The sequence below is a fragment of the Pseudomonas sp. KH_040 genome, from assembly GCF_057839305.1.
Genome location: NZ_CM174487.1, coordinates 3220121 through 3243256, shown reverse-complemented (window position 1 = coordinate 3243256; position 23136 = coordinate 3220121). Strand labels below are relative to the sequence as shown.

Genomic DNA, 23136 nt, shown 5'->3' with positions numbered 1-23136 from the left:
CTACAGCGTCTACGATCGCTGCAGTTGGATGGCAGCTGTCGGCCTCTAGCTGCGACAGAGTCCGCTTTAAAATTTTTCAGGCCATCGCAAACCTCTCTTAACTTGAGCCCAAAGCATTTTCACGAAGTCGTTTAGCGGCGCTACCGAGCGATAGCTTAGCGCATCGTAATTTGCTGCTCGAAAGCACATCATCTTGCCAGTGTTTGTAAAAATGAATGGCTGCCAGCATGCGACTCACTTCTAAGTTGCTATAACGTTAGCCCTTACTGCCATCGTGATCAGAGTTAATCGGTGCTCTTACAATCCACCAGCTCCTAGTCGGTGTCGAGCCGACACGAGTAGGATTTTCTCACTGACATTGAGAAATCGTGCACTCCACAATGGCCGCCCCGCAGATTTCAGTTTTGAACTCAACCGGAACTCTCCTTCGGAAAAATAGCCGGATGATGGGTCGTACCCGATAAATGTCCGGAATTATCTACGCATTCCTTCTCACCCAATTCTTCGTTAGGCTCGTTTGCGCTGCTTGACCTTAAGGCGAATGCCTAGATGGTTTTTGTCAATAGGAGGGCGCTTCATCTGTTCGCATGGCCATTGCAAGTATAGGCTTGGTAGAAATCTAGAGGGGCAAAGCAATGAGTGATGTGATTAAGCCAGAAGAATTAAAGGCACTGAGATTGTCGAGAGGTTTATCGATCAAAGATGCAGCAGATTCAGTGGGACGAGACTATCGAACTTGGCAGGGATATGAGGCGTCGAGTGATTCAGAATCTAGGATAAAAATAAAACCTGAAGTCCTTGGTAAGTTTTTCCGGGCTCACAAAATATTTTGGCCCTGCGCGAAAGTTATCAGTGTTACGGCATATAAGGGAGGTGTGGGGAAAACGCCGATTACGGTTGTTGTGGCTGCAGCATTTGCATCAAAGGGCTTTAAGGTAGCTGTCGTCACCAATGATCCAGTATTCCGTAGCTCCAGCGAGAGCGAAAAGGCACACATGAAGGCTTCTGGTAAAGTCGCAGGTTCAGTCGACTTCTACGATGAGGCTGATATCGTCATGTATCAAGGTGAAACGCAATCAATCAGAGCGGTGGTGGAAAAAAATCAGCAAGACCAATATCGCTCGGTTTTCAGCGATGATATTGAAAGGCTGGCTCGCAAGGAAGTTTCTGATATCGAGTTTGATAATCTGAAGAAAAACTATGATCTTGTTTTTCTGGATATTAATCATAGTCTTCCTCAGACTCTGATAAATTCCGACATAATCGCTTTGTTAGTCGATGCTGCCTGTCCTTTTTCTTGCGCGAGCTCAAAAAGATACTGCAACAAAATTAGAGAGTTGAATAACGGGTCGTTAGGGGGCGTGCATGTCTTGCTGACAAATTTCACCCCTATACCTAAGCTGTGCGGTCTAACCGATAAAGAAACTCCAGAGCTAGAAGAGATGTTGGGATTGCTGGTGTGGCGTTCAGAGTTTGCCGTGAAAAACTATAAAAGACTGAAGGGGTTGGAAGTACCATTTTTGCGTTCAAAATTCTCTTCTGAACATGAATACCATATCGATCAGTATGACGAAGGCCGATCTTTCGATGATTCGTTTGGTTATTTTGATACCGTTTTGGATATTGCTCCTGACTCACTCGCTGCGATCGAAGTTCATGATGTCGCTGAAGAGCTTGAGGGGCTTTTATGGTTGCAAGGCTGAATGTTTTTTTGCGCCAAACAGAAGTGAAAGTAGCAAGCCAGGTTTAAGTTTCCAAGGTGCGGTGCTGAATCACATCGACCCTGTGATGATTTGAATGTTCTGTCTTGAAGGGAAATGCAAATTTAGTTGCCTGCTGCGCGAGTGACCTAATCAAAAAATTAAGTCTTCAATCCCGCCTGCTCGGTTAGGACATTTTAGTCAGGTGAATCCCAATGCTGGCATTTCTTGTAAAAAGCTCAAATCCTTCAATGTGATCTGGAAGCCTGACGGTTTGCCGCTTGGCCCCCCCAACAGGATATGCGCAGGAAGATCATGAAGGCATGACTTGATTAGTAGTAAAAAATCGCTCATCTTGTGTCCGTCGAGCGATTTACCCCTATATATGGGGCTTGGCACCGTTCCCCATTAGGGTAGGTAAAATTCAGCGAGTGATCACGCAACGTCGCCAAACATACTGTTACCACTCGCTCTCGAAGCCAAACGGTTGAACAACCTGACTTCAGTGCGCGCATTACATCGAACTGCGTGCTGTCGCGTCAAATTAATGTGACACGCGGTTCGATGCGCGTATTTGGTCAGGCCATTAATCTCAAATATAAAGGTATGACCATGAGCATCAACGCTAAACAAACAAGCTCGTCTATTGCTTCCCTGGCCTCCGCCGTTCTGCGCGAGCCTACAGCTTCCGAGGCGGCTCTTGAGCTAGCTGGTTCGGCGCTCTCTCAAGCATCTCCTGATAAACAAACTGGTGAGCGTATGCAGGAACTCGCTGGTCAGATCCTGAGTGAGGAGGGTCACAGTGAAACCGTCTTGAGCTTGGCAGGTTCTGTTCTTTCTCAATCGTAATCCTGCGTGGTTTTAATCGCCCCGTCTTGTGCGGGGCGTTTTGTTTTCATTTTCTTCAATCGACCACGGGTGAAAGAGCGACTTAGATCTCTGACCCTAAAGCACCAAAGCGCGGCTGAGACCTCTGATCCCAAAACAGCAAGGCCCGGATGCAGAGTTCCGAGGAAAACCAAGAGACAAGAGGCAACACCTTTTCACAAGAGCACCATCCGGCAGAATTCGAATCCAAGTTTTTAGGATTTGCCAAAACCCTCTTCATCATCAATTTCGCCGCAGACTTTGGCTTCAGGGCGCCTGACAGGTTATCTCCGCTCTCAAGGGCGTTGCCGTCAACATCAGTACCTCCTTCTATTCGCCTACATGTTCAGTGCTCGCACGCCTGCGATTTCGAAGGGGTAATTTCTTCACGAAGTCGCGAAACATCATGTTGAACGAATCGAAACCAGGCCAATAATTTTTATTTTCCTCGTCGTCATAGTCATAACCGAGTGCAAGTGCTTGGTCTTGATAGCCCAATAGCGGCCAAATAAGGTTGAAACGCTCCCGCCAAGTTTCAGCTCGCACAAGAGCACAGGCAGTCTTCCAGTCCAATGACGCCAGATTTATCAACGCATCGGAAACGTTGCTTTCATGGATAATTTCGTCCCACTCATCTACGAGCGCTCGCATTTTGTCGAACACACATAATATCCATCCGATCGTTTGGAATTTACACTCGCGCACTGACTGCGGAACCTCACCTAAGTCATTAAAAACCACAAAAGCCATTTTGATATTTTCTGAATGTTCAACGTGAATGGAATAAGACTCCATTGCACAACTCCTTTTTTATTGTTGTATGAACAAACTAACAGGGTAGATTTTTACTTTGCAAGATACTTTCGCTTGACAATCATCAAATGTTATATATAAAAGTAAATACTTGAATCCTGCGCGTTAGCGATAGGCTGCTTGAATGACACAGATTGACTTAACCCTGATAAACCTGTTTTTTAGTTGAGTGATAAGAATGCCCTATGACCTGGAAAACCGTTTGGTAATAGGCGTGGCTTCCAGCGCCGTTTTCGACTTGGTGGCATCGGATGCCGTGTTTCAGAGTCAAGGAGAGGAGGAGTACCGCAAATTTCAGCAAGAAAACCTTCACATCCCCCTTCCAAAAGGGATAGCTTTTCCCTTCATTAAGCGTTTGCTGTCGGTGAATGACTTGAGCGTTGATCCAGAGGATCCGCTAGTAGAGGTCATTCTTCTTTCGCGAAATGATCCTGACACCGGGCTGCGCGTACTGAAGACAATCGAGCACTACGGGCTTGGGATGACTAGGGCGATTTTCATGCAAGGAAAATCCCCTTACGAGTACATACCGGCACTGAATATCGCTCTGTTTTTGTCTGGTGACAAAAAAGACGTGGAGGCTGCTATTAAGGCGGGTTATCCCGCAGGGCAGGTGCTCGACTCAAAGTTCGAAGACGACGACGCTGACAAAACCCTGCGTATCGCATTCGACTTTGACGGCGTACTAGCCGGCGATGAATCCGAAACGATCATGCAGGCCTCTGGCCTGTCAGTGTTTCATGCCCATGAAGTGAAGAACGTCATGGAGCCGCATAACCCTGGGCCGTTGAAGGAGTTCATGGTGCGGATTTCCAAGATCCAATCGGTCGAGGAGAGGCATAAAAAGCAAAACCCGAAGTACGAAAACCGTATTCGCGTTTCGATCGTCACGGCGCGAAATGCGCCGTCTCATGAGCGTGCGATGAATACCCTCAAGAGTTGGGGCGTCATGGCCAACGACGCTTTCTTTCTGGGTGGCATCGAGAAAGGCAAAATTCTGGCCGTGTTGAAACCGCACATTTTCTTCGATGACCAATCCGGGCATCTTAAATCGACCAGCGCGGTTGCTCCGTCTGTACACGTTCCTTTCGGCATTACCAACAATGTTACAACAGAGGATGTGATCGCGACTGAGGCTGATCAGGCAGTGGTGTAAGGCAACGACCTGAGGTTTATTGCGACTCCTCTGACGGGGGCTGCCCGCAGCGTCTGTGATTGCGACTCGGATTTACCGATGAGGTAGGGAGACTTCTGAATGTTCTGGTTGGGGCCGTTTGAGTACAAATCCAAAAAAGAGCTGCTGGATCGACTCAAAGACTACCTGCATAGCGCACCAACAGGCGTAATCACCAACAAGCTCGCAGTCAAAAAAATGCACCTACTCATAGCAATGCATTCTGAGGCGAGCAGAAAAATTGGTGTCGGCATTGACCACTTCAAGATCGTGAGAAGTGTTTTGGGAGCGGGTAGGGGGATCAAACTCGTTCGCACCGATGGCAGTGAAGAAGGCTTCTCCTATAAACGCTGCATTACCGGTGTCGTCCAATCGCCACATGGCAAGGTGTGTGAGGCATTGAGGTTTGTTGTGCGCTCTCAATTGATCGCGTTTCGTGACGCGCTCGGAATTCCGGTGATGTGCTCGGTGAAAGGGGCGATCATCACAGATCGAAAGAATTTACACATCGATCACAAGGAACCGTTCTGGATTCTGCTGGAGCGATTTTGTCACGATCGCCAGGTCGATCTGACCACTCTTGAAACGTACGCAAATGGAGAGAATTTGGCGTTGGTCAATCAGAAGGTGTCTTCAGAGTTTGAGGAGTACCATCGTCTGCATGCTGCGCTTCAGCCATTTTTGAAGGCAGCCAATGTAGGAGGGCGGAGTGGGGGCAATATGGGAGCAAGGGTGTAGCTGATACAGAAGCCAAGTTTAGATCTACACTCAAGAGCGACAAACTCCCAAATTATCTGTCAGCTCACGGCAAGCGAAGTAGATCCTTGGAGAAAAACATATGAAACTTTATTCAATGGTAATTGATCACTCACCTATCGACATCGTGCCTGCTGACCAGAACTCTGGATCCCAGCCATACTTGACGGTCATAACTGATCAATTAAGCGGGACTATTGTTTACGTAAGTATTACTTCACCCAAGACTCCGGCAGAGGGAAACGATAGCGATCCCGACCTATAGTATTTGCTACACCCGCGACAAGGACGGGGATCTCCAGCGCCCGCGCGCCACTGTACTCAGACTTTTCAGCGCTCCTGGGTTAGATGAGCAGATAACTCTAAAGCCGGGTTACCTGGCCCCTGCCAAGCTGACATGGAACTGCCCAGGGTAGGTGTGTCGCGCGGGGCATGATTTGGTAGTCTCGATCTTCTCTAGAGATATCACGTGAAGCAACCGCGCGGCCGAAACTGGTGGCCAGCTGCTGCGCGTCAGATATCACGCCGCTCAAGCGATAGAACGACACCCTCGATCAATTACTCGACCATCGAAGTGTTCGCGCCTTCACTGACCAGCCGCTGCCTGAAGGCACGATCGAGACGCTCGTCGCATCCGCGCAGTCGGCTTCTACCTCCTCGAATCTGCAAGTTTTGGGTGTCGTGGGCTGTTCAGGCTGGCGAGCGCAAGAATCGGTTATCGGCCCTTGCAGGTAATCAGGCCTGCATTCGCCACGCGCCGCTGTTCGTCGTGTGGCTTGCTGACCTCTCCACGGTTTCAAGAATTGCCTTCCTTACCTGGAAAGCCTGTTGATGGAGACGATTGCCGCAGCCCTGGCCGCCCAGAATGCCGTGGTAGCACTTGAATCGCTCGGCCTCGGTAGTGTGTACATCGGTGTAATCCGCAGCGACATCGAGGGCATGCCAAAGAGCTGGAATTGCTCCCCAGGCCTATCCAGTTTTCGGGCTATGCGCTTGGTAACCGACCGAATAAACGGCCGGCAAAGGTGAAGTCGAGATTGCCACAGAGCGCTGTTCTTCATCACGAAACCTACTCGGCCGCCGGCGAGGAGGGCGCGCTCGCTGAATGCGATGAGCGCCTGAGTGCGTTCTATCAGCGTGATGGCAGGGGTCGAGGAGGGGACTTATCCGGTCATCCACTACCGATGGACGTCTTGCACGACTCTTTTAGCTATCCTGCAGACCTAGTCCATCAGACCAGAAAAAATATTAAGCTTGACCGATTCAATCACCAATAACGAATTATAAACGTTATAGCACCAGTCCATGATTCGGCCTGCCCGAATACCACTTTCTTTATCGCCGCCAGAGATTCGGAACGGAGTCCAATCCGGATTTGGCAGTACGCCCGGATCTCCGACGCCCAGCCTTGTCTGCGGATAGTTACCAGTCCAGCTCGAAGGCGGTGCGAGACAAAACTCGTAAAACTCCCGAGCATCAAGCGGGGTCAACGAGTAGAAGCTTTTGTGTTTGACACACACTGACCACAGTAGCAGTTTCTCAAGCGCTATCAGTTTTAACCGATCCGCACTACATGATCGGTATGCCCGAAGTATCTCTAAAGATTCCAGTGCTATCTTGCAGCAATTAGCTGGAAAACACCTTGATACATACGCTTGCCCCTGAGTCGTTGAAAAAAGGAGCACTTCTCTTTGTTGCATACCAAATAATGGAGGCGGGCGCTCCTGAGTATGATAACCCGTGTCCAGATCCGCAGAATCTTGGTGATGGACGGCCCTACGTGATTTCGAAACCTGCTTACGCTCCCAACTCAATCGGTACTGGCGCGAGCTTTCGCTTCCGGAGGGAGCGGGGGCAGGTGCAGGTGCAGGTGTATCAAGCTGACTGATACGAAAACCCACTGCTCGATCAAGTAGTTCGCTAGGAGAGCGTCCCACTCCCGGCATTTTGGGCAGTCTCCACATTAGTTTGTCGAGTAAGGCTTCCGTGAGTATTGGATCGCCATCGTCCAAGGAAGGTATGGAGCTCAAGCCCAGACCATTCCTGTATCTGATTATCGAGTCTATGAGGGCCTGGGGTATCGCGATGTTGTAGTCTCGCATATCACCTCGCATGGTGAAGTGCGGATCGCTAGAACCCATCGATGAAAAGCACGCCATTGAAAAGTGACTGCGCTCTGAGCGCCACTCTTTAAAGCTGAGGCGAAGGTGATAGCAGACCGAAAACACGAACAAACTACGCTCAGAAACCTTGCTGGCTGGCGTCAGGTTTGCGAGGTATTGAAGGTACTGTTGGGCTTGGGAGTCATCCTGGCCACTGAACGGCGCTCGCGGTGCTTTATAAAACTCGGAGCTCGATAGCCTGGGCTGTACACCCAAGTCCGAGCTTAAATACTTGAAGAATCGGTTAGTCACGTATCCACGTGCCGGATCTGCTATCGACTGTAAGAATGGCTTCCAGTCCTCGTTATGGCGTTCGGTACCTTTATCGATGACAAACCTTTCATTCCGGCCGCCAATCCAAGCCACCGGTGGCCGCGCGCAGAAGGCGCTGAATGCCCTTAGATCCGGTGCGGAAAATTCGCTCAGTGGCTTCCTTGCGATGCAAATCGCCCAGAGGACGAATTTTTCTAGGAAAACCACGATGCGAGATTTACTGCGTATAGAGGAAGGAAGGCTATCGGCATAGCGGCAAAAATGCTCGTAGGTTTCGACTGCGCCTGTTTCGGCTGGGAACAAGGCCAGGTAGCCCAAGATCAGGGTCGCTTGGGATGTGGAGCGCTCATCGGCTTCGGCACGATGTGCGGTTTCACCACGGTTTGTGAGGATTGATCTCGGGAACACCTTTACGTCCTTGAAGGGGGGCCGTTTGGAACGATGCACCGGCACCAATGTAGCTAAGTCAGCAGATTTGGCAATCCGGGAGGACGAACGCATCGCGAGGCGCAATATTTTTCCGTTTTGGCTCCGACAGAGACGCCCAGACGCAGAAAATGCGCTTTTAAGAAAAGTAGGAATTTTAGTGGGTTAGGTGTGACAGAGATTGGAGTCGGAATATTTTTCCGTTTTAGTTTCGACATTTCAGAACGGGAAAAAACGAGGGATTTCGTCGGCCGAGCCTCTAAACGTTCCGTTTTGATACCGACAGTGGCCAGCCCGCATCTCTGGTATCAGATGAGCTGTCGGGAGCAACACGTTGAAGAGGGAGCGTTTCCGGTGATGCGACAGAACTCCGCTTTTGTTTCAACGTTTACATGGTGAATTCAGGCAAAGTCAGGTTTTCGGGGGCCGGTGACAAAGTGAGGGCGCGTAAGGTAATACTTAATTTAACATAATATACATTACACGTAACAAGATGTTTCGAGATCAGCCCGGTTGCACAGTGGATTTCAACCTGCAGAATCGCCCTGAATCCGATCCACAGCGATTTCTTGAATCTGACGTCTCTCAACCCTCATCACGCGTCAGCTTTTCAATCAGCGTTCGATGCTGTGGGAATTGCTGCGTGAGTTTCTGTCGATCACCCATTTCCATATCGGCAAAATCAAATCCTGGAGAAACGGCTTCGCTGATCAATCCAAATCCGTTTTCGCCTTCGAGCAACCGCGAAGCCTTCCATAGTCCACCCGGTACGTTTAATTGCAAAAGCTGTCCTGCCTGAATGTCGGTGCCCATCACCAATGTTTGCAACGAGCCATCAGCATGAATCAGGCTGTACTCAATGGCGTCGCCCAGGTGGAAATAATGCAGGATGTCGGATCGATTGAAATGAAACTGGCCCACCGGTGATCGTTGATCGAGCAGATAGTAAATCGAGGTCATCAGATACCGTGGACCGCTGGGGGTTTCGAGTGGGTCGCGATGATCGGCTTGATAGGTTCTGCGGAAATAGCCACCTTCGAGGTGAGGCTGCAGATCCAGCGTTCTAATAATGTATCCAACTTTGGCTTCACCCTTAATCATGGTCTCTTCTCCGTCGAATATGATGCTATTTTACGTTAACTCGACTAAACGACCATTTAGTGTAGTTAAACATGATTTCTAGTGAATAAAGGTCCATGCTCGTGCCACTACTTTTGAAATTCACTACGCCGCTGGTATCTCCAAGCAATCATGACGGAGCCGCCCTACCCTCAATGCAAAACCTCATCAGATCGCCATCACCTTCAAATTTTTCATCGCTTTCCTCCATTTAAAAAACCAGCGCTGCCCAGCGCGCAAATCTCTTTCGAACTGGCCTGTTACGGCGCAGGCCGGGGGCTTAGCTCGATTGGCGCGGTTTCAACGCTGTGCAGCACGCCGTGTTGATCACGACGGACGATACGATCACGGGCCAGCTCATCTTCGATGGCATCCAGATCGCTGATCGCAGCGACCCCGTAGACCGTCTCGCGAATCGACGGCGCCGGGCCGATCGCCGCAGGCAAATCAGGATCGTCGGCTCGACGGATAATCACCGCGGTGCCGTCCAGCGCTTCGAAACGCCCGCCGTTGCTGTCAACGCCGACCGGCGCAAGGCCGTAGTCGCGCAGGCAATCGATGCAGGCTTGAATGTCATCGACGCCAAAAATCAGGGCATCAAGGCCAATGATGTTCATGGCTTACCACTCCATTGAAATTATGATCCGGTGACTGTCGCCATGGACGCCTTGCAGCGCGCCGGGCCTGACTGGAAACCGGTGGTGGTGTCGGCTGCAGGGCCGACTGCGGCGAAGATTGGCGTACGGGCTGAGCGCTGACTAATCGCGAGTCGGGATGCGACCTATCGGCAAACGCGATACCTGCGACGAAGGTTGACGCGCCGATGGATTCGTTCGAATGTATTGCGAAAATAAATACAAAAACGGACCTGCCCATGCGTTTCAACCATCTGGACCTGAACCTGCTGGTCGCGCTCGATGTATTGCTCGAAGAGCAGAACATCACCCGCGCTGCCGAACGCCTGCACATGACCCAATCCGCCACCAGCGGCGTGCTCGCGCGATTGCGCACCTACTTTGAGGATGAGCTGCTGGTCCAGGTCGGACGCAAGATGCAGCCCACGCCCTATGCCACGGAACTGGCCAAACCGGTGCGTGAAGTGCTGCTGACGATCCAGTCCTCGATTACCGCCAAACCGGTGTTCGACCCGGCCACCAGCAAGCGCCATTTTCGCTTGGTGACCTCGGACTATCTGATCAGCGTGCTGTTCGCCCAGGTGATCCAGAACATTCATCAGCAAGCGCCCAACATCACCTTCGAAATGCTGGGCCCCAGCGACAATTCCGGTGAGTTGCTGGTGCGTGGTGAGGTCGATCTGATGATTGTCCCCGAGCGCTACATCATTGACGGCCACCCTTCGCACCTGCTGTTCGAGGAAGAACATGTGTGCGTGGTGTGGCAAGGCAATACGCAAGTCGGCGACACCCTGACCCTTGAGCAATACATGGAGATGGGCCATGTCTCGGTGGGCTTTGGCCGTACCCGACACATGAGCATCGAAGAATGGTTCATGAATCAATACGGCTTCAATCGGCGCATTGAAGTGATCACCAGCGACTTCAATACCCTGCCGCAACTGATTGTCGGCACGCAACGCATCGCCACGATGCACCAGCGTCTGGCGAACCTCTACGCGCACTATCTGCCGCTGCGCATCCTGCCGCCGCCGGTGAAGATTCCGGTCATGCGCGAGTACATGTTGTGGCACCGCAGCGTTGACGGCGACCCGATGCACCGCTGGCTGCGCGAACGCATCAGCGAATCCATCCAGCATTTGCAACACGTGCCCATCGTATCTCGCGATACCTCGTATCCGCCGTCACGATTGGCCAATTAGTCGGGTGATCCTTAACGTGCCTTGGGAATGCCAAGGCAACCATAAGGACAACAATAATCATGTTTCGCTATTTCCCGACCAACTACGTGTGGAATCTCTCTGTCGACCTGGCCATTGAAATGGGCGCCCGCATGGGTGAAATCGAAGAGATGTGCGCCCCGCTGCAAGAGGCGGCCAAGCAGCCGGACGCGGCCGGCACCCGTGCCTTTCGCGAAACCTGGGCGAAAATGGCCGACAAGCTCTGCAGTCTGGCCGAAGAAGACGAAGGCAACGGCCGGATGCTCTCGGCTGGCGAAAAATATAACCGCGCCGCCACCTATTATTTGACCTGCGAGCGCCTGCAAGCCCATGGCGCGCCGGGCCGTACCGAGCTCTATCAACGCTTCCTGCAAACCTTCAAGCGCGGCGTCGAACTGTCGCGTGAAAACTGTGAACGGGTGGAAATCCCTTACGAGGGCAAACATCTTTCCGGCTTGCTCGTGCGCGCCGAAGGCGTCGAGGGGCCGGCGCCGATACTGGTGCAGGTCAACGGTCTGGACTCGACCAAGGAAATGAAATACCGCGTGGGCCTGCCAGCGTGGCTGGCGAAACGCGGCATCTCTTCGCTGATCATCGACCAGCCCGGCACCGGCGAAGCGCTGCGCCTGCATGGCCTGACTGCACGATTCGACAGTGAACACTGGGCCAGTCGCGTGGTGGATTGGCTGGAAACCCGAAGCGATGTTGATGCCAAACGTATCGGCCTCGAAGGTGTCTCGTTGGGCGGCTATTACTGCCCGCGAGCGGTTGCCTTCGAACCGCGCTTCGCCTGCGGCGTCGTGTGGGGCGCCAACCACGACTGGCGTGATGTGCAAAAGCGTCGACTGGAAAAAGAAGGCAGCTTCCCGGTACCGCACTACTGGGCGCATGTCTGCTGGGTCTAGGGCGCCAAGGACGTCGAAGAGTTCATGACCATCGCCGAAGACGTCCACCTCGATGGCGTGCTCGACCGGATCAAGGTGCCCTTCCTCGTCACCCACGGTGAACAGGATTCGCAGATTCCGTTGAAATGGGCGCATCGCACCTACGAACAACTGGTCAACAGTCCAAAATGTGAACTGAAAATCTTCACCGAACGTGAAGGTGGTGTGCAGCATTCGAGCTTCGACAACAGCATCAATGCCGGGCAATACATTGCCGACTGGGTTGCCGAAACTCTGGGTGGCCACACCGCTTGATCCACTGAAAAAACACGCCATGAAAAACGCCGGTTAATCTTTCGATTTTCCGGCGTTTTGCATTAACGGATTCAAGCGCTGGCGTACCTATTGACGCCGTCAATACGCAGCCATCGATGCAATCTGCTGGTCGTCCCCTCGCCTGCTCTCTAGCCTCTCTCTGCATAACAATCACAGAGCGAAGACGCCATGACTGCCCTGCACCTGAAATGCCAGACCCTGTTTGACGGCAGCGGACTGCAAACCCGCCAGCAACAGACATTGATCGTCGAAAACGGCCTGCTCAGTTACGTCGGGCCCACCGCGCTGGCCCCCGCTCCCCAGCCAGGCGATACACAGGTGGATGCGGGGGATGATTTCGTGATGCCGGGGCTGGTGGATGTGCACACGCATCTGGCCTTCGGCAACGCGCAAAGCGAAGAAGACATTGATCTATGGACCAGCGACGAATTTCGCGCGTTGCGCGGGATGTTCTTCGCGCAACACGTGCTGGCCGCCGGCGTCACCAGCATGGTCTGCCCCGGCGACAGCGGCCAGCTCAGCATCGCCGTGCGCAATGCGGTGACCGCTGGTTTGTTCGAAGGCCCGAGGATCGCGGCCAGCAGCCGCGTCATCACCAACCGCCAGAGTCTGAATGACTGGTTCCCGAGCCGGGTTGGCGCCCCGGAATACTTCACCGCGCAGTTGGTCACCAGCCGTAGCGACGCCCTCGCGGAGATCCGCAAGCAGGCCAAGGACGGCGTCGACCTGATCAAGATCGCCATGGACGGCACGCACCGCCGTCCCAACGGCGAAATCATTGCGGCCTTTACCGCTGACGAAACCTTCGAAATGGTTGAGGAAGCGCATCGTCTGGGCTGCAAGGTTGCCACCCATGCCTATGGACGCGAAGCTGTGATGTACGCGGCGCGTGCAGGCGTTGACCTGGTTTTCCATGCCTTTTACATGGACGACGCGTGCATCGAAGCGTTGCTCGAGGCCGGCAGCATCCTTGCCCCGACCATGACGTTCCCGCAAAACACCGTGGATTTCTGCCAGCCCCATGACCCGGCGATCAGCACAGGTTATGCCGGTTATTGTGCTCGCACATTGGAGGTCGGTTCGGCGGTACTCAAACGGGCCAAAGCGGCTGGCGTACCCTTTGCCTGCGGCAGTGACAGCGGCTTCGCGGTGACGCCTTACGGAGAGTGGCATGCTCGTGAGCTGGAGTTGCTGGTGACTCGGCTTGGATTCACACCGGCCGAAGCGTTATACGCCGCGACCGCTGTTGGTGCGCGCTGTATGCCGCGCGGGGAAACACTCGGCTCGCTGCAAGTGGGCAAGCAGGCGGATTTTCTGCTGCTCGACGGTTCACCGCTGGACGACATTCGCATCCTCCAAGATCGTTCGCGCCTCAAAGCGGTGTACAAGGCCGGCCAACCGGTACGCATGGATCGCAGCCCCTACAACCCCAAGCAAGTGTCCGATTTCAACTCGCTGAAATGGACCGATCTTTACACCCGCGACCGCGTGGCCCAACTGGGCAAGTGGGCTGTATGAGGACTGAGATCATGCAACGACTCGACTTGCTGACCGCCACGAACATGGCGAGCGATGCCATCCGCATCGCTCGGGAAACCGGGATCAAGCCCTTGGGCGTCGCAGTACTGGATGCCGCCGCCCATCCCTTGGCGATATTGCGCGACGAACACGCCACTTTCCTGCGCACGCAAATCGCCACCGGCAAGGCGCGTGGCTGCCTGGGCATGGGTTTTGGCGGACGTGAGCTGGCGCGGCGCGCGCAAGCCATGCCGGCGTTTTTCGACGCGATCAATAGTTTGACCGGCGGCGAGGTGATTCCCGTAGCGGGCGGCGTACTGATTCGAAATGCCGAGGGCATGGTGCTCGGGGCCATCGGCATCAGCGGCGATACCTCGGACAACGACGAGCGCTGCGCATTGCTGGCCATCGCCAAGGCCGGATTGGTCGCCGACAGCGGCGATCAGGCAGAGGGTTGATCGAGTAACGCGGCCTGTTCCAGCAGCAGGCCGCGAAACCATTGCATTGCCGGGTCATGCTCTTGATAGGGATGCCATTGCAAGACTTGAACGGCCTCGGGAAAAGCCAACGGCGCCGGGTGGACGCGCAACGGATAACGCTGAGCGAAGCGTTGCGCCTGTCGTCGAAACACCGTGGCAATGCGTGCGGTACCGACAATGAATTGCGGCATCAGCACAAAGCTTTCAACGGTCACGGCCACTTGTCGCTCAATGCCGAGTTCATGCAGGTGCATGGCATCCATCGCCAGGTTGTGCCCGTCGGCAAACTCGCGCACCACATGCGCTGCGGCGCGATAGTCGGCCATGCTCAGTTGCTCGGTAAACTCTGGCTGCTGGGCGCAGACGATACAACAGAGCTGGTCCGTCATGAGCGGCACATGGGGATAGGCCGGGTTCAACCGTCGCTGCGGCACGATTACGCAATCACTGCGCCGATAATCGAGCGCTTCGCTGACGACATCACCGTCGCGTGGCACCGGCATGTCGCGCAGGCTCAAGCGAATATTCGGAGCGATACGCGCCAAAACACGGCTGACAGCCGGAAGCAGCACGTCGGCGACGTAATCGGAGGCTACGAGGGTGATGTGCCGGTCACAGTTCGCCGGATAAAAACTTAGTGGCGCGTCGACGACTTCCCGTGTCAGCGCCAACGCTGCACGCACTTTTGGCAGCAACTCCAGGCCCAGCGCCGTGGGTTCCAGGCGGCGCCCCACTTGTACCAGTAACGGGTCGTTGAAATGTTCACGCAAGCGGCCCAATGCCGAACTGGCCGCTGATTGTCCCAGGCACAGACGCTCGGCCGCACGGCTGACACTGCATTCGCTCAACAAGGCGTCCAGCGCAACCAACAGATTAAGGTCGAGGCGTCGATATCGCATGGGTTTTCCGTTGGCGCTGGTGGCTGCGTGCTGCTCCGAGTCTCGGGCAGGGTCAAAAACGAATCCTGACCTTAGCGAGCTATGTACCCATGCGCCAATCGCGTGTTGGGTTGGGAGGTATCGTTTACGCAGATACCAAGCGCCACTGCGCGTGAATTAGTTACTCAAGGGAAGCCACTAACAGAAAGGTCAACACGCACCATCGAGGATCCAGCAGGTAAGCAAATGCCCTGCGATCACTTTTGATCGAGGGTAACTTATAGGTTGCTCGAAATTGATGCTCGTGGACGGCAATCGGCCAAAAGCGGACATTGGCTTCGGCAGGTATTGGCCTAGACTGGGTCGACTCAATAATCGAAGGACATAGAATGCTTATTGTCTTTAGCGGCCTTCCAGGTACTGGAAAAACGACTATAGCAAGTGACCTTGCCACCAGAACAAGGGCGGTGTATCTGCGGATCGATACGATTGAGCAGGCTATCCGAAACTCCGGTGCTCTGGCACAAGACGTGGGGCGGAGCGGTTATATGGTCGCTAATGAGCTTGCTCTGAGCAATCTTCGCTTTGGCAGTACTGTCATAGTCGACTGTGTTAACCCAGTAATCGAAAGCCGAAACGCGTGGAGCGAGATCGCTATTCGCTCTGGTACTCCATTAGTGAATATCCAGGTGGTTTGCTCTGATAAATATGAACACCAGCGACGGGTAGATACCAGGAAGATTGATATTCCTGGTCTGTCGCCCCCGACCTGGCAATCTGTATTGGATCATGAATATGAGCCGTGGGATGACGCTCCCTTTGATATAGACACAGCCTTGACGTCCCCGGCGGAGGCAGTGGCAATGATCACTAAACGATTTTTTTCCGAGGAGTAGCGCCAGCTAAAAGCTCTACTTAGCAAGGTGCGATCAGCAGACGCTTGCCGCTTTTGGCCGAACACTGGTGGTCGAGAACGGCTGCTTTACGCCTCCACTCTCAGCAAAGGGCCGACACCCTGATGAACTCACTCACTGAGCATGTCGCCAGTTTGACGTCTTTTTCTCACACAACTGATCGTCAAAAGTACGCCGGCTGCAATGCCTTGTGTACCGCACATAAGCCAGATTAGGCCTATGTGAAAAAGGACCCAGGCACTCAAACCTAAAATCAGTGTTAACAATACCCCAAGTAAAAGTAGTGGCAGGTGTTGCACAGAGGGGCTGTCCTCCAGCGAGTCGGAAAAAATGCTCCAGCATGCCCATTGCGAGAACAGCGACAGCAGAAGCCACAACATGATCACCCCCTAACCAGAAAAGGATTGTGAGGTGAAGAGGTTGATCGTCGAGGTGATGGTGAACCAAAGAGTGAAGGCGAATGTAGTGCTTGAAGGTACGGTATAGGCTGGAAGGGCAATGGCTATCTGAATCAACTTGAGTGTTTGCAATCGAGTCATTCATACGCTCCCTGCAAGTTGAATTTCACCGCGTCCTATGGATTCTTCAGTGACTATAGATCAGGAGTCCTTCGAGGGGGAGCATGCGGGCGGTCAGCTATTGGCCCATTGCTGCCGGTCACCAAGGCCGCAATCGCCCATAGCTGCCGGTGAGGAACGGTAGATTTTGGCCATAACCGGACACTCGACAGCCCCCGAACGTTTGTTGAGATCCGTCTGATCGTCTATGAAAGAAGCGCTCGCAGCGGAGCTGGAATGGGTACAACTTCTTTACTTTCCGGTGAGACACAAACGTGTGTGACATTCGCGGTAAATGCCAGCACGCCTTCGTCTATAAACCCCTCAACCAAAAAAGTAAAAGAGTGCTCGTCCAACCTGGCCACGCTGACGTTAATAGTCAATTCGTCATCCCACGTCACCGGAGCCAGCAACTCGATCGACATCGCACGCACCGGCGGCAATATATTAAAACTCATCACCGCTCTAAGCCCCGGCCCCCCTACCCATCTGTCGAGTGCTACACCAATGGCCTCTACAGCAAAATGTGAGAATCGCGGGGTGTAAACCACCCCTGCGGGATCACAATCTCCGAACAAAATAGTTCTGCTTACAAAAACCGCATCAGGCATTTAATCCCCCCTACTCGCCAGCGTCAGGCCGATATCGATGAGTTCTTCTCGCTCGGCCATCAAGGGCTTCTGCCTTTGATGGCGGCGATTTTCCCTATATCAGCGACTCAAGGGCTTTCCTCTGGAACCTAAACACTCAGCTGCTTGAACCAGTCAAGACTCGCAACGGTAGATACAAAAGGACGGTACTCACACCCGATCCATCCTGCGTAGCCGCGCTGCTCCAGCGCCGCGAACAAGGCAGCAAAGTCGATACTCCCCGTTCCCGGCTCGTGACGACCCGGGCAATCGGCTATTTGCACATGCACGGTTCTGTCATAGAAACGCGCCAGCACATCGGCTGCATCTCCGGTCAAAAGCTGCGCATGGTAAAGATCAAGAATCAGCCCGACACTCGGGAAGGTCTCCAGTACCTGTTGCGCCTTGTTGAAGTCAGACATGTAATAACCCGGCATCGCCTCCGCGCTGATCACTTCGATCAGCGGCCGCAGCCCCTGGTCTTCCAAGTACTTGACCGCATATTCCAGGTTGCCCGCGTAGGTTCGCTCAGCGTCATTCTGCGTGGTAACGCCCGACATGATGTGGACGTCCGCACACGCCAAGGTCTTTGCGTAGCGGGCGGCCTGGAGCAACCCGTCACGAAACTCCTCGCCCCTGCCCTGTAACGCGGCGATGCCTTTGGTCACGCCAGCCGGGGCGGCGAACTGAATCAACGGCAAACTGTATTGGGCTAGATGGTCGGCAAGCAGACTGGCGTCGAATTCGTACGGTGACGGGAACTCCACTGCCCGGAAACCGGCGGCTGCGGCGGCTTCGATGCGTTGTAGAAAAGGCAATTCATTGAATTGAAAACCGAGATGAGCATTGAACTTGAGCATTGGGTAATCATCCATCCTGGGAAGAAACGACATCGGTAGCCTGGAGCATCCTTCGCCGCTCCAGCACTGCACTATCGCAAGTACGTTCAACGATTAAAACCAGGTTTCCATCTGTATGCCGTATTGCCACACCCCTCCCGCCTGGAAGTCGGACATGCCAAAGGCGTCTGTAGTACTGAACCTGTCCAGATCCGAAGACCAGTTCATGTAGCTGGCGAACACTCGCAACTCTGGACGCGTGAGTAGATCACCAACGTCAAGTTTGAATGTCGGGGCGACCGTGAATTTCCAGAAGTTACCATCGACCGCATTACGTTGTAGATAGCCCTTGGGATCGAGATTCATGGTTTGCCAGCTCATTTCGTAGGCCATTTCGAAGTTGCTGTTGATTTTGTTGGCCAATCGCACGTTGAGGGTCAGCCAGCGGTAGTCGTCACCTTTTACGTATCGATCCTTGCTCTGTTCAGCCAGCAAGCTGGGCCCGATGCGCCAGTCAGAGGTCAGCGGGGTCTCACCGTAAAGCGCCAGACGCAGCGCGCGGGCGTCGTCGATCAACTCACCGTCCGAGCCAACGTTCTTGACCTCGGCCCCCAGGCCTTGCCCATAGAGCAGCGCCGTTTTGAAGAAGCCTTCCCTGCCGAAAAAGGTTTTCTGGTGATTGGCCAGCATGCTGTGCAAACCGCTATCCGCAGGCGTCAAACCGGCCTTGTTGGTGCGGGTGCCGACATCGTTTTTCTTTGCGCCGATGGCGTTGTACATCCACTGCCACTGGCCATCCTCGAAGAACTGGTTGGAGGTCAGGATGTAGCTTTCCACATCGGCATTAATTCCGCCTTGACTGAAATCCCCGTAGCTACGCCCAATCAACGAGTAATTCGAGCGCCAATGCTGGTTCATCTGCACATCGTAAATTCCACCGCCGGTGCCGGCGAGGTAAACGACGTCGGAGTCCAGCCAGTGGATATCGAAATTATCTCTATCGAACCGCTTGCCCGCCCACAGCGTAGCGTTCTCGAAGACTGAATTGCCTTTGAACGCAGCGACATGGTCGAGCGTTGTGAATACCTGGCGTACGTTGAGTTTGCTTTCGTCGGCCGTCCAGTCATTGGAGCTTTCCACACCGTCGGCGATGGAGACGGTGAATTTTGATCGGGTGCCGTTTTGCGCATAGAGCTCTTTCGACAGGTCGATGCGCATGTAGGTGTCGTCCTCGTTGCCGAGTCGCCCGACTGCCCCGCCCACCGAACCGGCCGGCGTTGTATAAGGGCCGCCACGCCCGCCACCCAGCCCCTCGTCAACCAGCAATCCGGAGCGCGCATAGCCGTTGAAGCTGAATCCATCGGTGAGGTTCCCGGTACTGCCCTCCCTGTCCAGGCTTTGCTGACGGGCTTCGAGTTTTGCCAGTCGGGTGTCCAGAGCAGGTGCCGAAATGGCTGTTGCGTTAGCCGCGACGGACTGCGAGGGAGGCGTCGCGAATTTGATCTGCTGCAATTCCCGGGCAAGTGCCTGGGTCTGCTGTTCGGCCGTGGCTGCACGCTTTTCCGCTGCGCTGGCACGCGCTTCAAGTGCGGCCATGCGCTCTTCCAGCGTCGCGGCCTGAGAAGCCGCTGCCGATGTGCCGAGCACGCCGACCAGTAGCCAGCTTGATCCTTTCTGCATGTTGATTCCCTGTTTTGTTTTTATTTTTTGGTGGCCGCAGTTGCCTTTTTTTGCGTGAGTCGCGAGTTGTCACAAACGACAAAAAAAGGATGCCTCCTCGCAAATACGCTGCTACATTTGGCGATGTTAACGTTAACTTTTCTAAAAACAAAAATAAAGGACGCTCGATGAAACACCTGAAATCGCTCCTGCCAGTTGCATTGATCACCCTGTCTGCCGCACTGCCATCCGTGTCGAACGCAACCGATCTGACGATCTCTTGCGGTGCGGTGGGTGCGGAGTTGCAGCTGTGCAAGGAAGCCGTCGATACATGGTCGAAACAGACTGGCAACAACGTCGAGGTGGTCTCCACGCCTAACTCGGCAACCGAGAGGTTGTCGTTCTACCAGCAGATCCTTAGTGCGCAGTCCGCCGACATCGACATCATTCAAATCGACATGGTCTGGCCGGGGATGCTGGCCAAACACTTGATGGATCTGCGTGAGGCGCTTCCCGCCAACGCGACCCAAGGCTACTTCCAGGCGCAGATCGATAACGCCACGGTCAACGGACGGCTGGTGACGATGCCGTGGTTCACCGACTCGGGGCTGCTGTATTACCGCAAAGACTTGCTTGAGAAATACAACAAACAGGTTCCTCAGACGTGGGAGGAAATGACCGCTACTGCCAGGGATGTGCAACAGGCTGAACGCAACGCCGGGAACGCCAATGCCTGGGGTTACATCTTTCAGGGGCGCGCCTACGAAGGGCTGACGTGTAATGCGCTGGAGTGGATCAGCAGCCAGCCGCAAGGCGGACTGATCAATCAACGCGGCGACATCGTGGTCAACAGTCAGGCCTCAAGAGCCGCGTTGACCCTGGCGAAAAGCTGGGTCGGAGATATCTCACCGCGTGGCGTGCTCAATTACACCGAGGAAGAAGGACGTGGCGTATTCCAGTCGGGCAATGCGCTGTTCATGCGTAACTGGCCTTATGTCTGGGCCCTGGTGCAAAGCCAGGACAGTGCCGTAAAAGACAAGGTCGGCGTCGCTCCCCTGCCCCGCGGCGGCGAGACCGGCGAGCATGCCTCCACCCTCGGTGGCTGGGGCCTGGCGGTCTCGCGTTACAGCGCTCATCCCAAACTTGCCGCCGAGTTGGTGAGCTACCTGAGCAGTGCCCAAGAGCAAAAACGTCGAGCGCTGAAAGGCGGCTATAACCCGGTGATCGAGTCGCTGTATCAAGATCCCGAGTTGCTCGCGGCCATGCCTTATTACGCTCAGCTGCACAGCATTCTCAACGCTGGGGTCATGCGCCCCGCCGCCATTACTGCCGATCGCTATCCACGGGTCTCCAATGCGTTCTTCGATCGGGTGCATGGCGTGCTGGCCGGCGAGTTGCCGGTCGATCAGGCACTCGCCGAACTGGAAAGCGAACTCACGCGCATCAAACGCCGGAACTGGTAAGCCACAAGGAAGGAAATCACCATGTCTGTCTCTACGACCCATGCCCCCTTTGACGAGCTGCTGCTCACGAGGGAAACGCCTGTACAACGTCGCCGGGTGCGCGCTGCCTGGCTGTTTCTGACGCCCATGCTGGTCTGCCTGGCCTTGGTGGCAGCCTGGCCGCTGCTGCGCACATTCTGGTTCAGCCTGACCGACGCCAGCCTGGCGGACACCGGTGGCGCAACCTTCATCGGCTTGAGCAATTATCTGCTGTTCAGCGGTTCCGGCTGGTCGGGCATCCTCGTCGATCCACAGTGGTGGAATGCGGTGCGCAACACGTTGTATTTCACGGTGGTCTCGGTGGGACTGGAAGTCATCCTGGGGCTGTTGGTGGCGTTGCTGCTGAACATCAAGTTCACCGGCCGTTCGCTGGTGCGGGCGTTGATTCTGATTCCGTGGGCGATTCCGACGATTGTCTCGGCGAAGATCTGGTCATGGATGCTTAACGACCAGTTCGGCATCATCAATCACCTGATGCTCAGCCTCGGCCTGATTGACGCACCTCTGGCCTGGACGGCAGATGCCGACCTGTCGATGTGGGCGGTGATCATCGTTGACGTCTGGAAAACCGTGCCCTTCGTCACGCTGCTGATGCTCGCTGCCTTGCAGATGTTGCCGAGCGATTGTTACGAAGCGGCCAGGGTCGATGGCATTCATCCGCTGAAGGTGTTCTGGCGCGTCACGCTGCCACTGTTGATGCCTGCACTGCTGGTGGCGGCGATCTTCCGCATCCTCGATTCCCTGCGGGTATTCGACGTCATCTATGTGCTGACCTCGAACTCGTCGAGCACCATGAGCATGTCGGTGTATGCCCGCCAGCACTTGGTGGAGTTCCAGGACGTCGGTTACGGCAGCGCGGCGTCGACGCTGTTGTTTCTGGTGGTCGCTGTGATCGCCATGCTTTATCTCTACCTCGGACGCCGTCAAATGGAGGTCCGCGCATGAGCCCGCGCCTGCTGAAAAAAGCGCTGTTGCGCCTCGGATTCTGGTGCCTGATCGGGGTGTTGCTGCTGTATGCGGTTTTCCCGTTCTACTACGCCATCGTGACGTCGCTGAAGCCCTCCAGCGCCTTGTTCGAAGTGAGTTACTGGATCGAAAATCCTGACTTCTCCAATTACGCGGCGGTCCTCCACCAGGCTTCATTCCTGCGAGCGATCGGTAATTCGCTGGTGGTTGCGCTGTGCGTGGTGACACTAGCGCTGTTCCTCAGCCTGACCGCTGCCTATGCCTTGGGCCGGGTGAAATTCCGTGGGCGTGGCACGGTGTTGATGATGGTCCTTGGCGTGTCGATGTTTCCTCAGGTCGCGGTGCTGTCGGGACTGTTCGAAGTGATCCGCGCCTTGGGTCTGTACAACACCTCGTGGGCGTTGATCCTCAGCTACACGATTTTCACCCTGCCCTTCACCGTCTGGGTGCTGACCACGTTCATGGGGCAACTCCCCCATGAACTGGAGGAAGCGGCAATCATGGATGGTGCGTCCCCGTGGGTGACGCTGACCCGCGTGCTGTTGCCGCTACTCTGGCCCGCCCTGGTCACCACCGGTTTGCTGGCCTTCATCGCGGCGTGGAACGAGTTTCTGTTTGCCCTGACGTTCACCCTCACCGACAGCCAACGCACGGTGCCGGTTGCCATCGCCTTGATTTCCGGCGGCAGCCCCCATGAATTGCCTTGGGGCTTGTTGATGGCTGCCTCGGTGCTGGTCACCGTCCCACTGGTGATTCTGGTGCTGATCTTCCAGCGCCGAATCGTTTCCGGTCTCACTGCCGGCGCGTTAAAGGGTTGATGCCCAATAAAG

Annotated in this window: 20 protein-coding genes and 2 pseudogenes; 14 read left to right on the top strand and 8 right to left on the bottom strand. The window is 54.5% G+C overall.

Features of this window, described 5'->3' with window-relative positions; genetic code table 11:
* Positions 1–635: 635 nt before the first annotated feature.
* Positions 636–1703, top strand: coding sequence for an AAA family ATPase (locus tag AC3IUF_RS14520; RefSeq protein ID WP_109784846.1), 1068 nt, complete (start codon positions 636–638; stop codon positions 1701–1703).
* A gap of 525 nt (positions 1704–2228) precedes the next feature.
* A complete protein-coding gene (locus tag AC3IUF_RS14515) occupies positions 2229–2549 on the top strand; it encodes a hypothetical protein (RefSeq protein WP_256594721.1) in 321 nt (106 codons plus the stop codon).
* 348 nt (positions 2550–2897) lie between these two features.
* Here the strand turns inward: AC3IUF_RS14515 and AC3IUF_RS14510 are convergent, their stop codons facing one another.
* Positions 2898–3362, bottom strand: a complete 465-nt coding sequence (locus AC3IUF_RS14510; protein ID WP_109784845.1) for a hypothetical protein — start codon at positions 3360–3362, stop codon at positions 2898–2900.
* A 196-nt stretch (positions 3363–3558) separates the two neighbouring features.
* On the opposite strand from AC3IUF_RS14510, the gene AC3IUF_RS14505 reads away from it, so the two are divergent.
* The 4 genes from AC3IUF_RS14505 to AC3IUF_RS14490 all read left to right on the top strand — a co-directional run bounded on the left by AC3IUF_RS14505 (position 3559) and on the right by AC3IUF_RS14490 (position 6587).
* The gene (locus tag AC3IUF_RS14505) at positions 3559–4536 is read left to right on the top strand and encodes a 5'-nucleotidase (protein ID WP_109784844.1); all 978 of its coding nucleotides are present in this window, start codon (positions 3559–3561) and stop codon (positions 4534–4536) included.
* Positions 4537–4635: 99 nt separating this feature from the next.
* The gene (locus tag AC3IUF_RS14500; protein ID WP_316916379.1) at positions 4636–5292 is read left to right on the top strand and encodes a DUF3223 domain-containing protein; all 657 of its coding nucleotides are present in this window, start codon (positions 4636–4638) and stop codon (positions 5290–5292) included.
* Positions 5293–5910: 618 nt separating this feature from the next.
* Positions 5911–6045, top strand: a complete 135-nt coding sequence (locus AC3IUF_RS14495; protein ID WP_335739947.1) for a hypothetical protein — start codon at positions 5911–5913, stop codon at positions 6043–6045.
* Between the two features lie 290 nt (positions 6046–6335).
* The gene (locus AC3IUF_RS14490; protein ID WP_489281647.1) at positions 6336–6587 is read left to right on the top strand and encodes a hypothetical protein; all 252 of its coding nucleotides are present in this window, start codon (positions 6336–6338) and stop codon (positions 6585–6587) included.
* Here AC3IUF_RS14490 and AC3IUF_RS14485 read toward each other — a convergent pair.
* From AC3IUF_RS14485 to AC3IUF_RS14475, 3 genes and pseudogenes are all read right to left on the bottom strand, one after another.
* The gene (locus AC3IUF_RS14485; RefSeq protein WP_146206146.1) at positions 6534–8258 is read right to left on the bottom strand and encodes a hypothetical protein; all 1725 of its coding nucleotides are present in this window, start codon (positions 8256–8258) and stop codon (positions 6534–6536) included. The two genes, AC3IUF_RS14490 and AC3IUF_RS14485, sit on opposite strands and share 54 nt — an antisense overlap.
* Before the next feature lie 498 nt (positions 8259–8756).
* On the bottom strand, positions 8757–9272 hold the full coding sequence (locus AC3IUF_RS14480) for a cupin domain-containing protein (RefSeq protein ID WP_489281451.1): 516 nt from the start codon (positions 9270–9272) through the stop codon (positions 8757–8759).
* Between the two features lie 317 nt (positions 9273–9589).
* A pseudogene (locus tag AC3IUF_RS14475) lies at positions 9590–9907 on the bottom strand (VOC family protein); the annotation flags it as partial.
* A 257-nt stretch (positions 9908–10164) separates the two neighbouring features.
* Here AC3IUF_RS14475 and AC3IUF_RS14470 point away from each other — a divergent pair.
* The 4 genes and pseudogenes from AC3IUF_RS14470 to AC3IUF_RS14455 all read left to right on the top strand — a co-directional run bounded on the left by AC3IUF_RS14470 (position 10165) and on the right by AC3IUF_RS14455 (position 14341).
* The gene (locus AC3IUF_RS14470) at positions 10165–11127 is read left to right on the top strand and encodes a LysR family transcriptional regulator (protein ID WP_123375216.1); all 963 of its coding nucleotides are present in this window, start codon (positions 10165–10167) and stop codon (positions 11125–11127) included.
* Positions 11128–11186: 59 nt separating this feature from the next.
* Positions 11187–12344: pseudogene (locus AC3IUF_RS14465) on the top strand (alpha/beta hydrolase family protein).
* Positions 12345–12533: 189 nt separating this feature from the next.
* Positions 12534–13883: a metal-dependent hydrolase family protein gene (locus AC3IUF_RS14460; RefSeq protein WP_489281449.1), complete on the top strand. Its 1350-nt coding sequence runs from the start codon at positions 12534–12536 to the stop codon at positions 13881–13883.
* Between the two features lie 11 nt (positions 13884–13894).
* A complete protein-coding gene (locus tag AC3IUF_RS14455; RefSeq protein WP_007910234.1) occupies positions 13895–14341 on the top strand; it encodes a GlcG/HbpS family heme-binding protein in 447 nt (148 codons plus the stop codon).
* On the opposite strand, the gene AC3IUF_RS14450 is transcribed toward AC3IUF_RS14455, so the two are convergent.
* Positions 14326–15261 carry a LysR family transcriptional regulator gene (locus AC3IUF_RS14450; RefSeq protein ID WP_489281447.1) on the bottom strand — a complete coding sequence of 312 codons (936 nt, stop codon included), beginning with the start codon at positions 15259–15261 and terminating at the stop codon, positions 14326–14328. The genes AC3IUF_RS14455 and AC3IUF_RS14450 overlap by 16 nt on opposite strands.
* A 368-nt stretch (positions 15262–15629) precedes the next feature.
* On the opposite strand from AC3IUF_RS14450, the gene AC3IUF_RS14445 reads away from it, so the two are divergent.
* Entirely contained in the window at positions 15630–16136 is a 507-nt protein-coding gene (locus tag AC3IUF_RS14445) for a P-loop nucleotide/nucleoside kinase family protein (RefSeq protein ID WP_123375211.1), read from the top strand.
* Between the two features lie 781 nt (positions 16137–16917).
* On the opposite strand, the gene AC3IUF_RS14440 is transcribed toward AC3IUF_RS14445, so the two are convergent.
* From AC3IUF_RS14440 to AC3IUF_RS14430, 3 genes are all read right to left on the bottom strand, one after another.
* Complete coding sequence (locus AC3IUF_RS14440; RefSeq protein WP_042704898.1) at positions 16918–17322, bottom strand: acyl-CoA thioesterase; 405 nt, start codon at positions 17320–17322, stop codon at positions 16918–16920.
* Between the two features lie 128 nt (positions 17323–17450).
* Positions 17451–18200, bottom strand: coding sequence for a hydroxypyruvate isomerase family protein (locus AC3IUF_RS14435; RefSeq protein ID WP_489281444.1), 750 nt, complete (start codon positions 18198–18200; stop codon positions 17451–17453).
* Positions 18201–18293: 93 nt separating this feature from the next.
* Positions 18294–19859, bottom strand: coding sequence for a carbohydrate porin (locus AC3IUF_RS14430; protein WP_489281442.1), 1566 nt, complete (start codon positions 19857–19859; stop codon positions 18294–18296).
* A gap of 167 nt (positions 19860–20026) precedes the next feature.
* Between AC3IUF_RS14430 and AC3IUF_RS14425 the strand changes: the two genes are divergently transcribed.
* From AC3IUF_RS14425 to AC3IUF_RS14415, 3 genes are read left to right on the top strand one after another with little or no spacing between them, the layout of a single operon-like run.
* Positions 20027–21301 carry an ABC transporter substrate-binding protein gene (locus AC3IUF_RS14425; RefSeq protein WP_095112169.1) on the top strand — a complete coding sequence of 425 codons (1275 nt, stop codon included), beginning with the start codon at positions 20027–20029 and terminating at the stop codon, positions 21299–21301.
* 21 nt (positions 21302–21322) lie between these two features.
* Positions 21323–22285: a carbohydrate ABC transporter permease gene (locus tag AC3IUF_RS14420; protein WP_414917114.1), complete on the top strand. Its 963-nt coding sequence runs from the start codon at positions 21323–21325 to the stop codon at positions 22283–22285.
* Complete coding sequence (locus tag AC3IUF_RS14415) at positions 22282–23124, top strand: carbohydrate ABC transporter permease (RefSeq protein WP_007910217.1); 843 nt, start codon at positions 22282–22284, stop codon at positions 23122–23124. The genes AC3IUF_RS14420 and AC3IUF_RS14415 overlap by 4 nt, the downstream gene beginning before the upstream one ends.
* Positions 23125–23136: the final 12 nt, after the last annotated feature.

What these genes read in the sequence shown, in the direction of transcription:
- AC3IUF_RS14520 (WP_109784846.1), top strand. Translation starts at nt 636, where the DNA reads ATGAGTGATGTGATTAAGCCAGAAGAATTAAAGGCACTGAGATTGTCG.
- AC3IUF_RS14430 (WP_489281442.1), bottom strand. Translation starts at nt 19,859, where the DNA reads ATGCAGAAAGGATCAAGCTGGCTACTGGTCGGCGTGCTCGGCACATCG.
- AC3IUF_RS14450 (WP_489281447.1), bottom strand. Translation starts at nt 15,261, where the DNA reads ATGCGATATCGACGCCTCGACCTTAATCTGTTGGTTGCGCTGGACGCC.
- AC3IUF_RS14455 (WP_007910234.1), top strand. Translation starts at nt 13,895, where the DNA reads ATGCAACGACTCGACTTGCTGACCGCCACGAACATGGCGAGCGATGCC.
- AC3IUF_RS14505 (WP_109784844.1), top strand. Translation starts at nt 3,559, where the DNA reads ATGCCCTATGACCTGGAAAACCGTTTGGTAATAGGCGTGGCTTCCAGC.
- AC3IUF_RS14500 (WP_316916379.1), top strand. Translation starts at nt 4,636, where the DNA reads ATGTTCTGGTTGGGGCCGTTTGAGTACAAATCCAAAAAAGAGCTGCTG.
- AC3IUF_RS14420 (WP_414917114.1), top strand. Translation starts at nt 21,323, where the DNA reads ATGTCTGTCTCTACGACCCATGCCCCCTTTGACGAGCTGCTGCTCACG.
- AC3IUF_RS14510 (WP_109784845.1), bottom strand. Translation starts at nt 3,362, where the DNA reads ATGGAGTCTTATTCCATTCACGTTGAACATTCAGAAAATATCAAAATG.
- AC3IUF_RS14415 (WP_007910217.1), top strand. Translation starts at nt 22,282, where the DNA reads ATGAGCCCGCGCCTGCTGAAAAAAGCGCTGTTGCGCCTCGGATTCTGG.
- AC3IUF_RS14470 (WP_123375216.1), top strand. Translation starts at nt 10,165, where the DNA reads ATGCGTTTCAACCATCTGGACCTGAACCTGCTGGTCGCGCTCGATGTA.
- AC3IUF_RS14435 (WP_489281444.1), bottom strand. Translation starts at nt 18,200, where the DNA reads ATGCTCAAGTTCAATGCTCATCTCGGTTTTCAATTCAATGAATTGCCT.
- AC3IUF_RS14445 (WP_123375211.1), top strand. Translation starts at nt 15,630, where the DNA reads ATGCTTATTGTCTTTAGCGGCCTTCCAGGTACTGGAAAAACGACTATA.
- AC3IUF_RS14440 (WP_042704898.1), bottom strand. Translation starts at nt 17,322, where the DNA reads ATGCCTGATGCGGTTTTTGTAAGCAGAACTATTTTGTTCGGAGATTGT.
- AC3IUF_RS14480 (WP_489281451.1), bottom strand. Translation starts at nt 9,272, where the DNA reads ATGATTAAGGGTGAAGCCAAAGTTGGATACATTATTAGAACGCTGGAT.
- AC3IUF_RS14425 (WP_095112169.1), top strand. Translation starts at nt 20,027, where the DNA reads ATGAAACACCTGAAATCGCTCCTGCCAGTTGCATTGATCACCCTGTCT.
- AC3IUF_RS14460 (WP_489281449.1), top strand. Translation starts at nt 12,534, where the DNA reads ATGACTGCCCTGCACCTGAAATGCCAGACCCTGTTTGACGGCAGCGGA.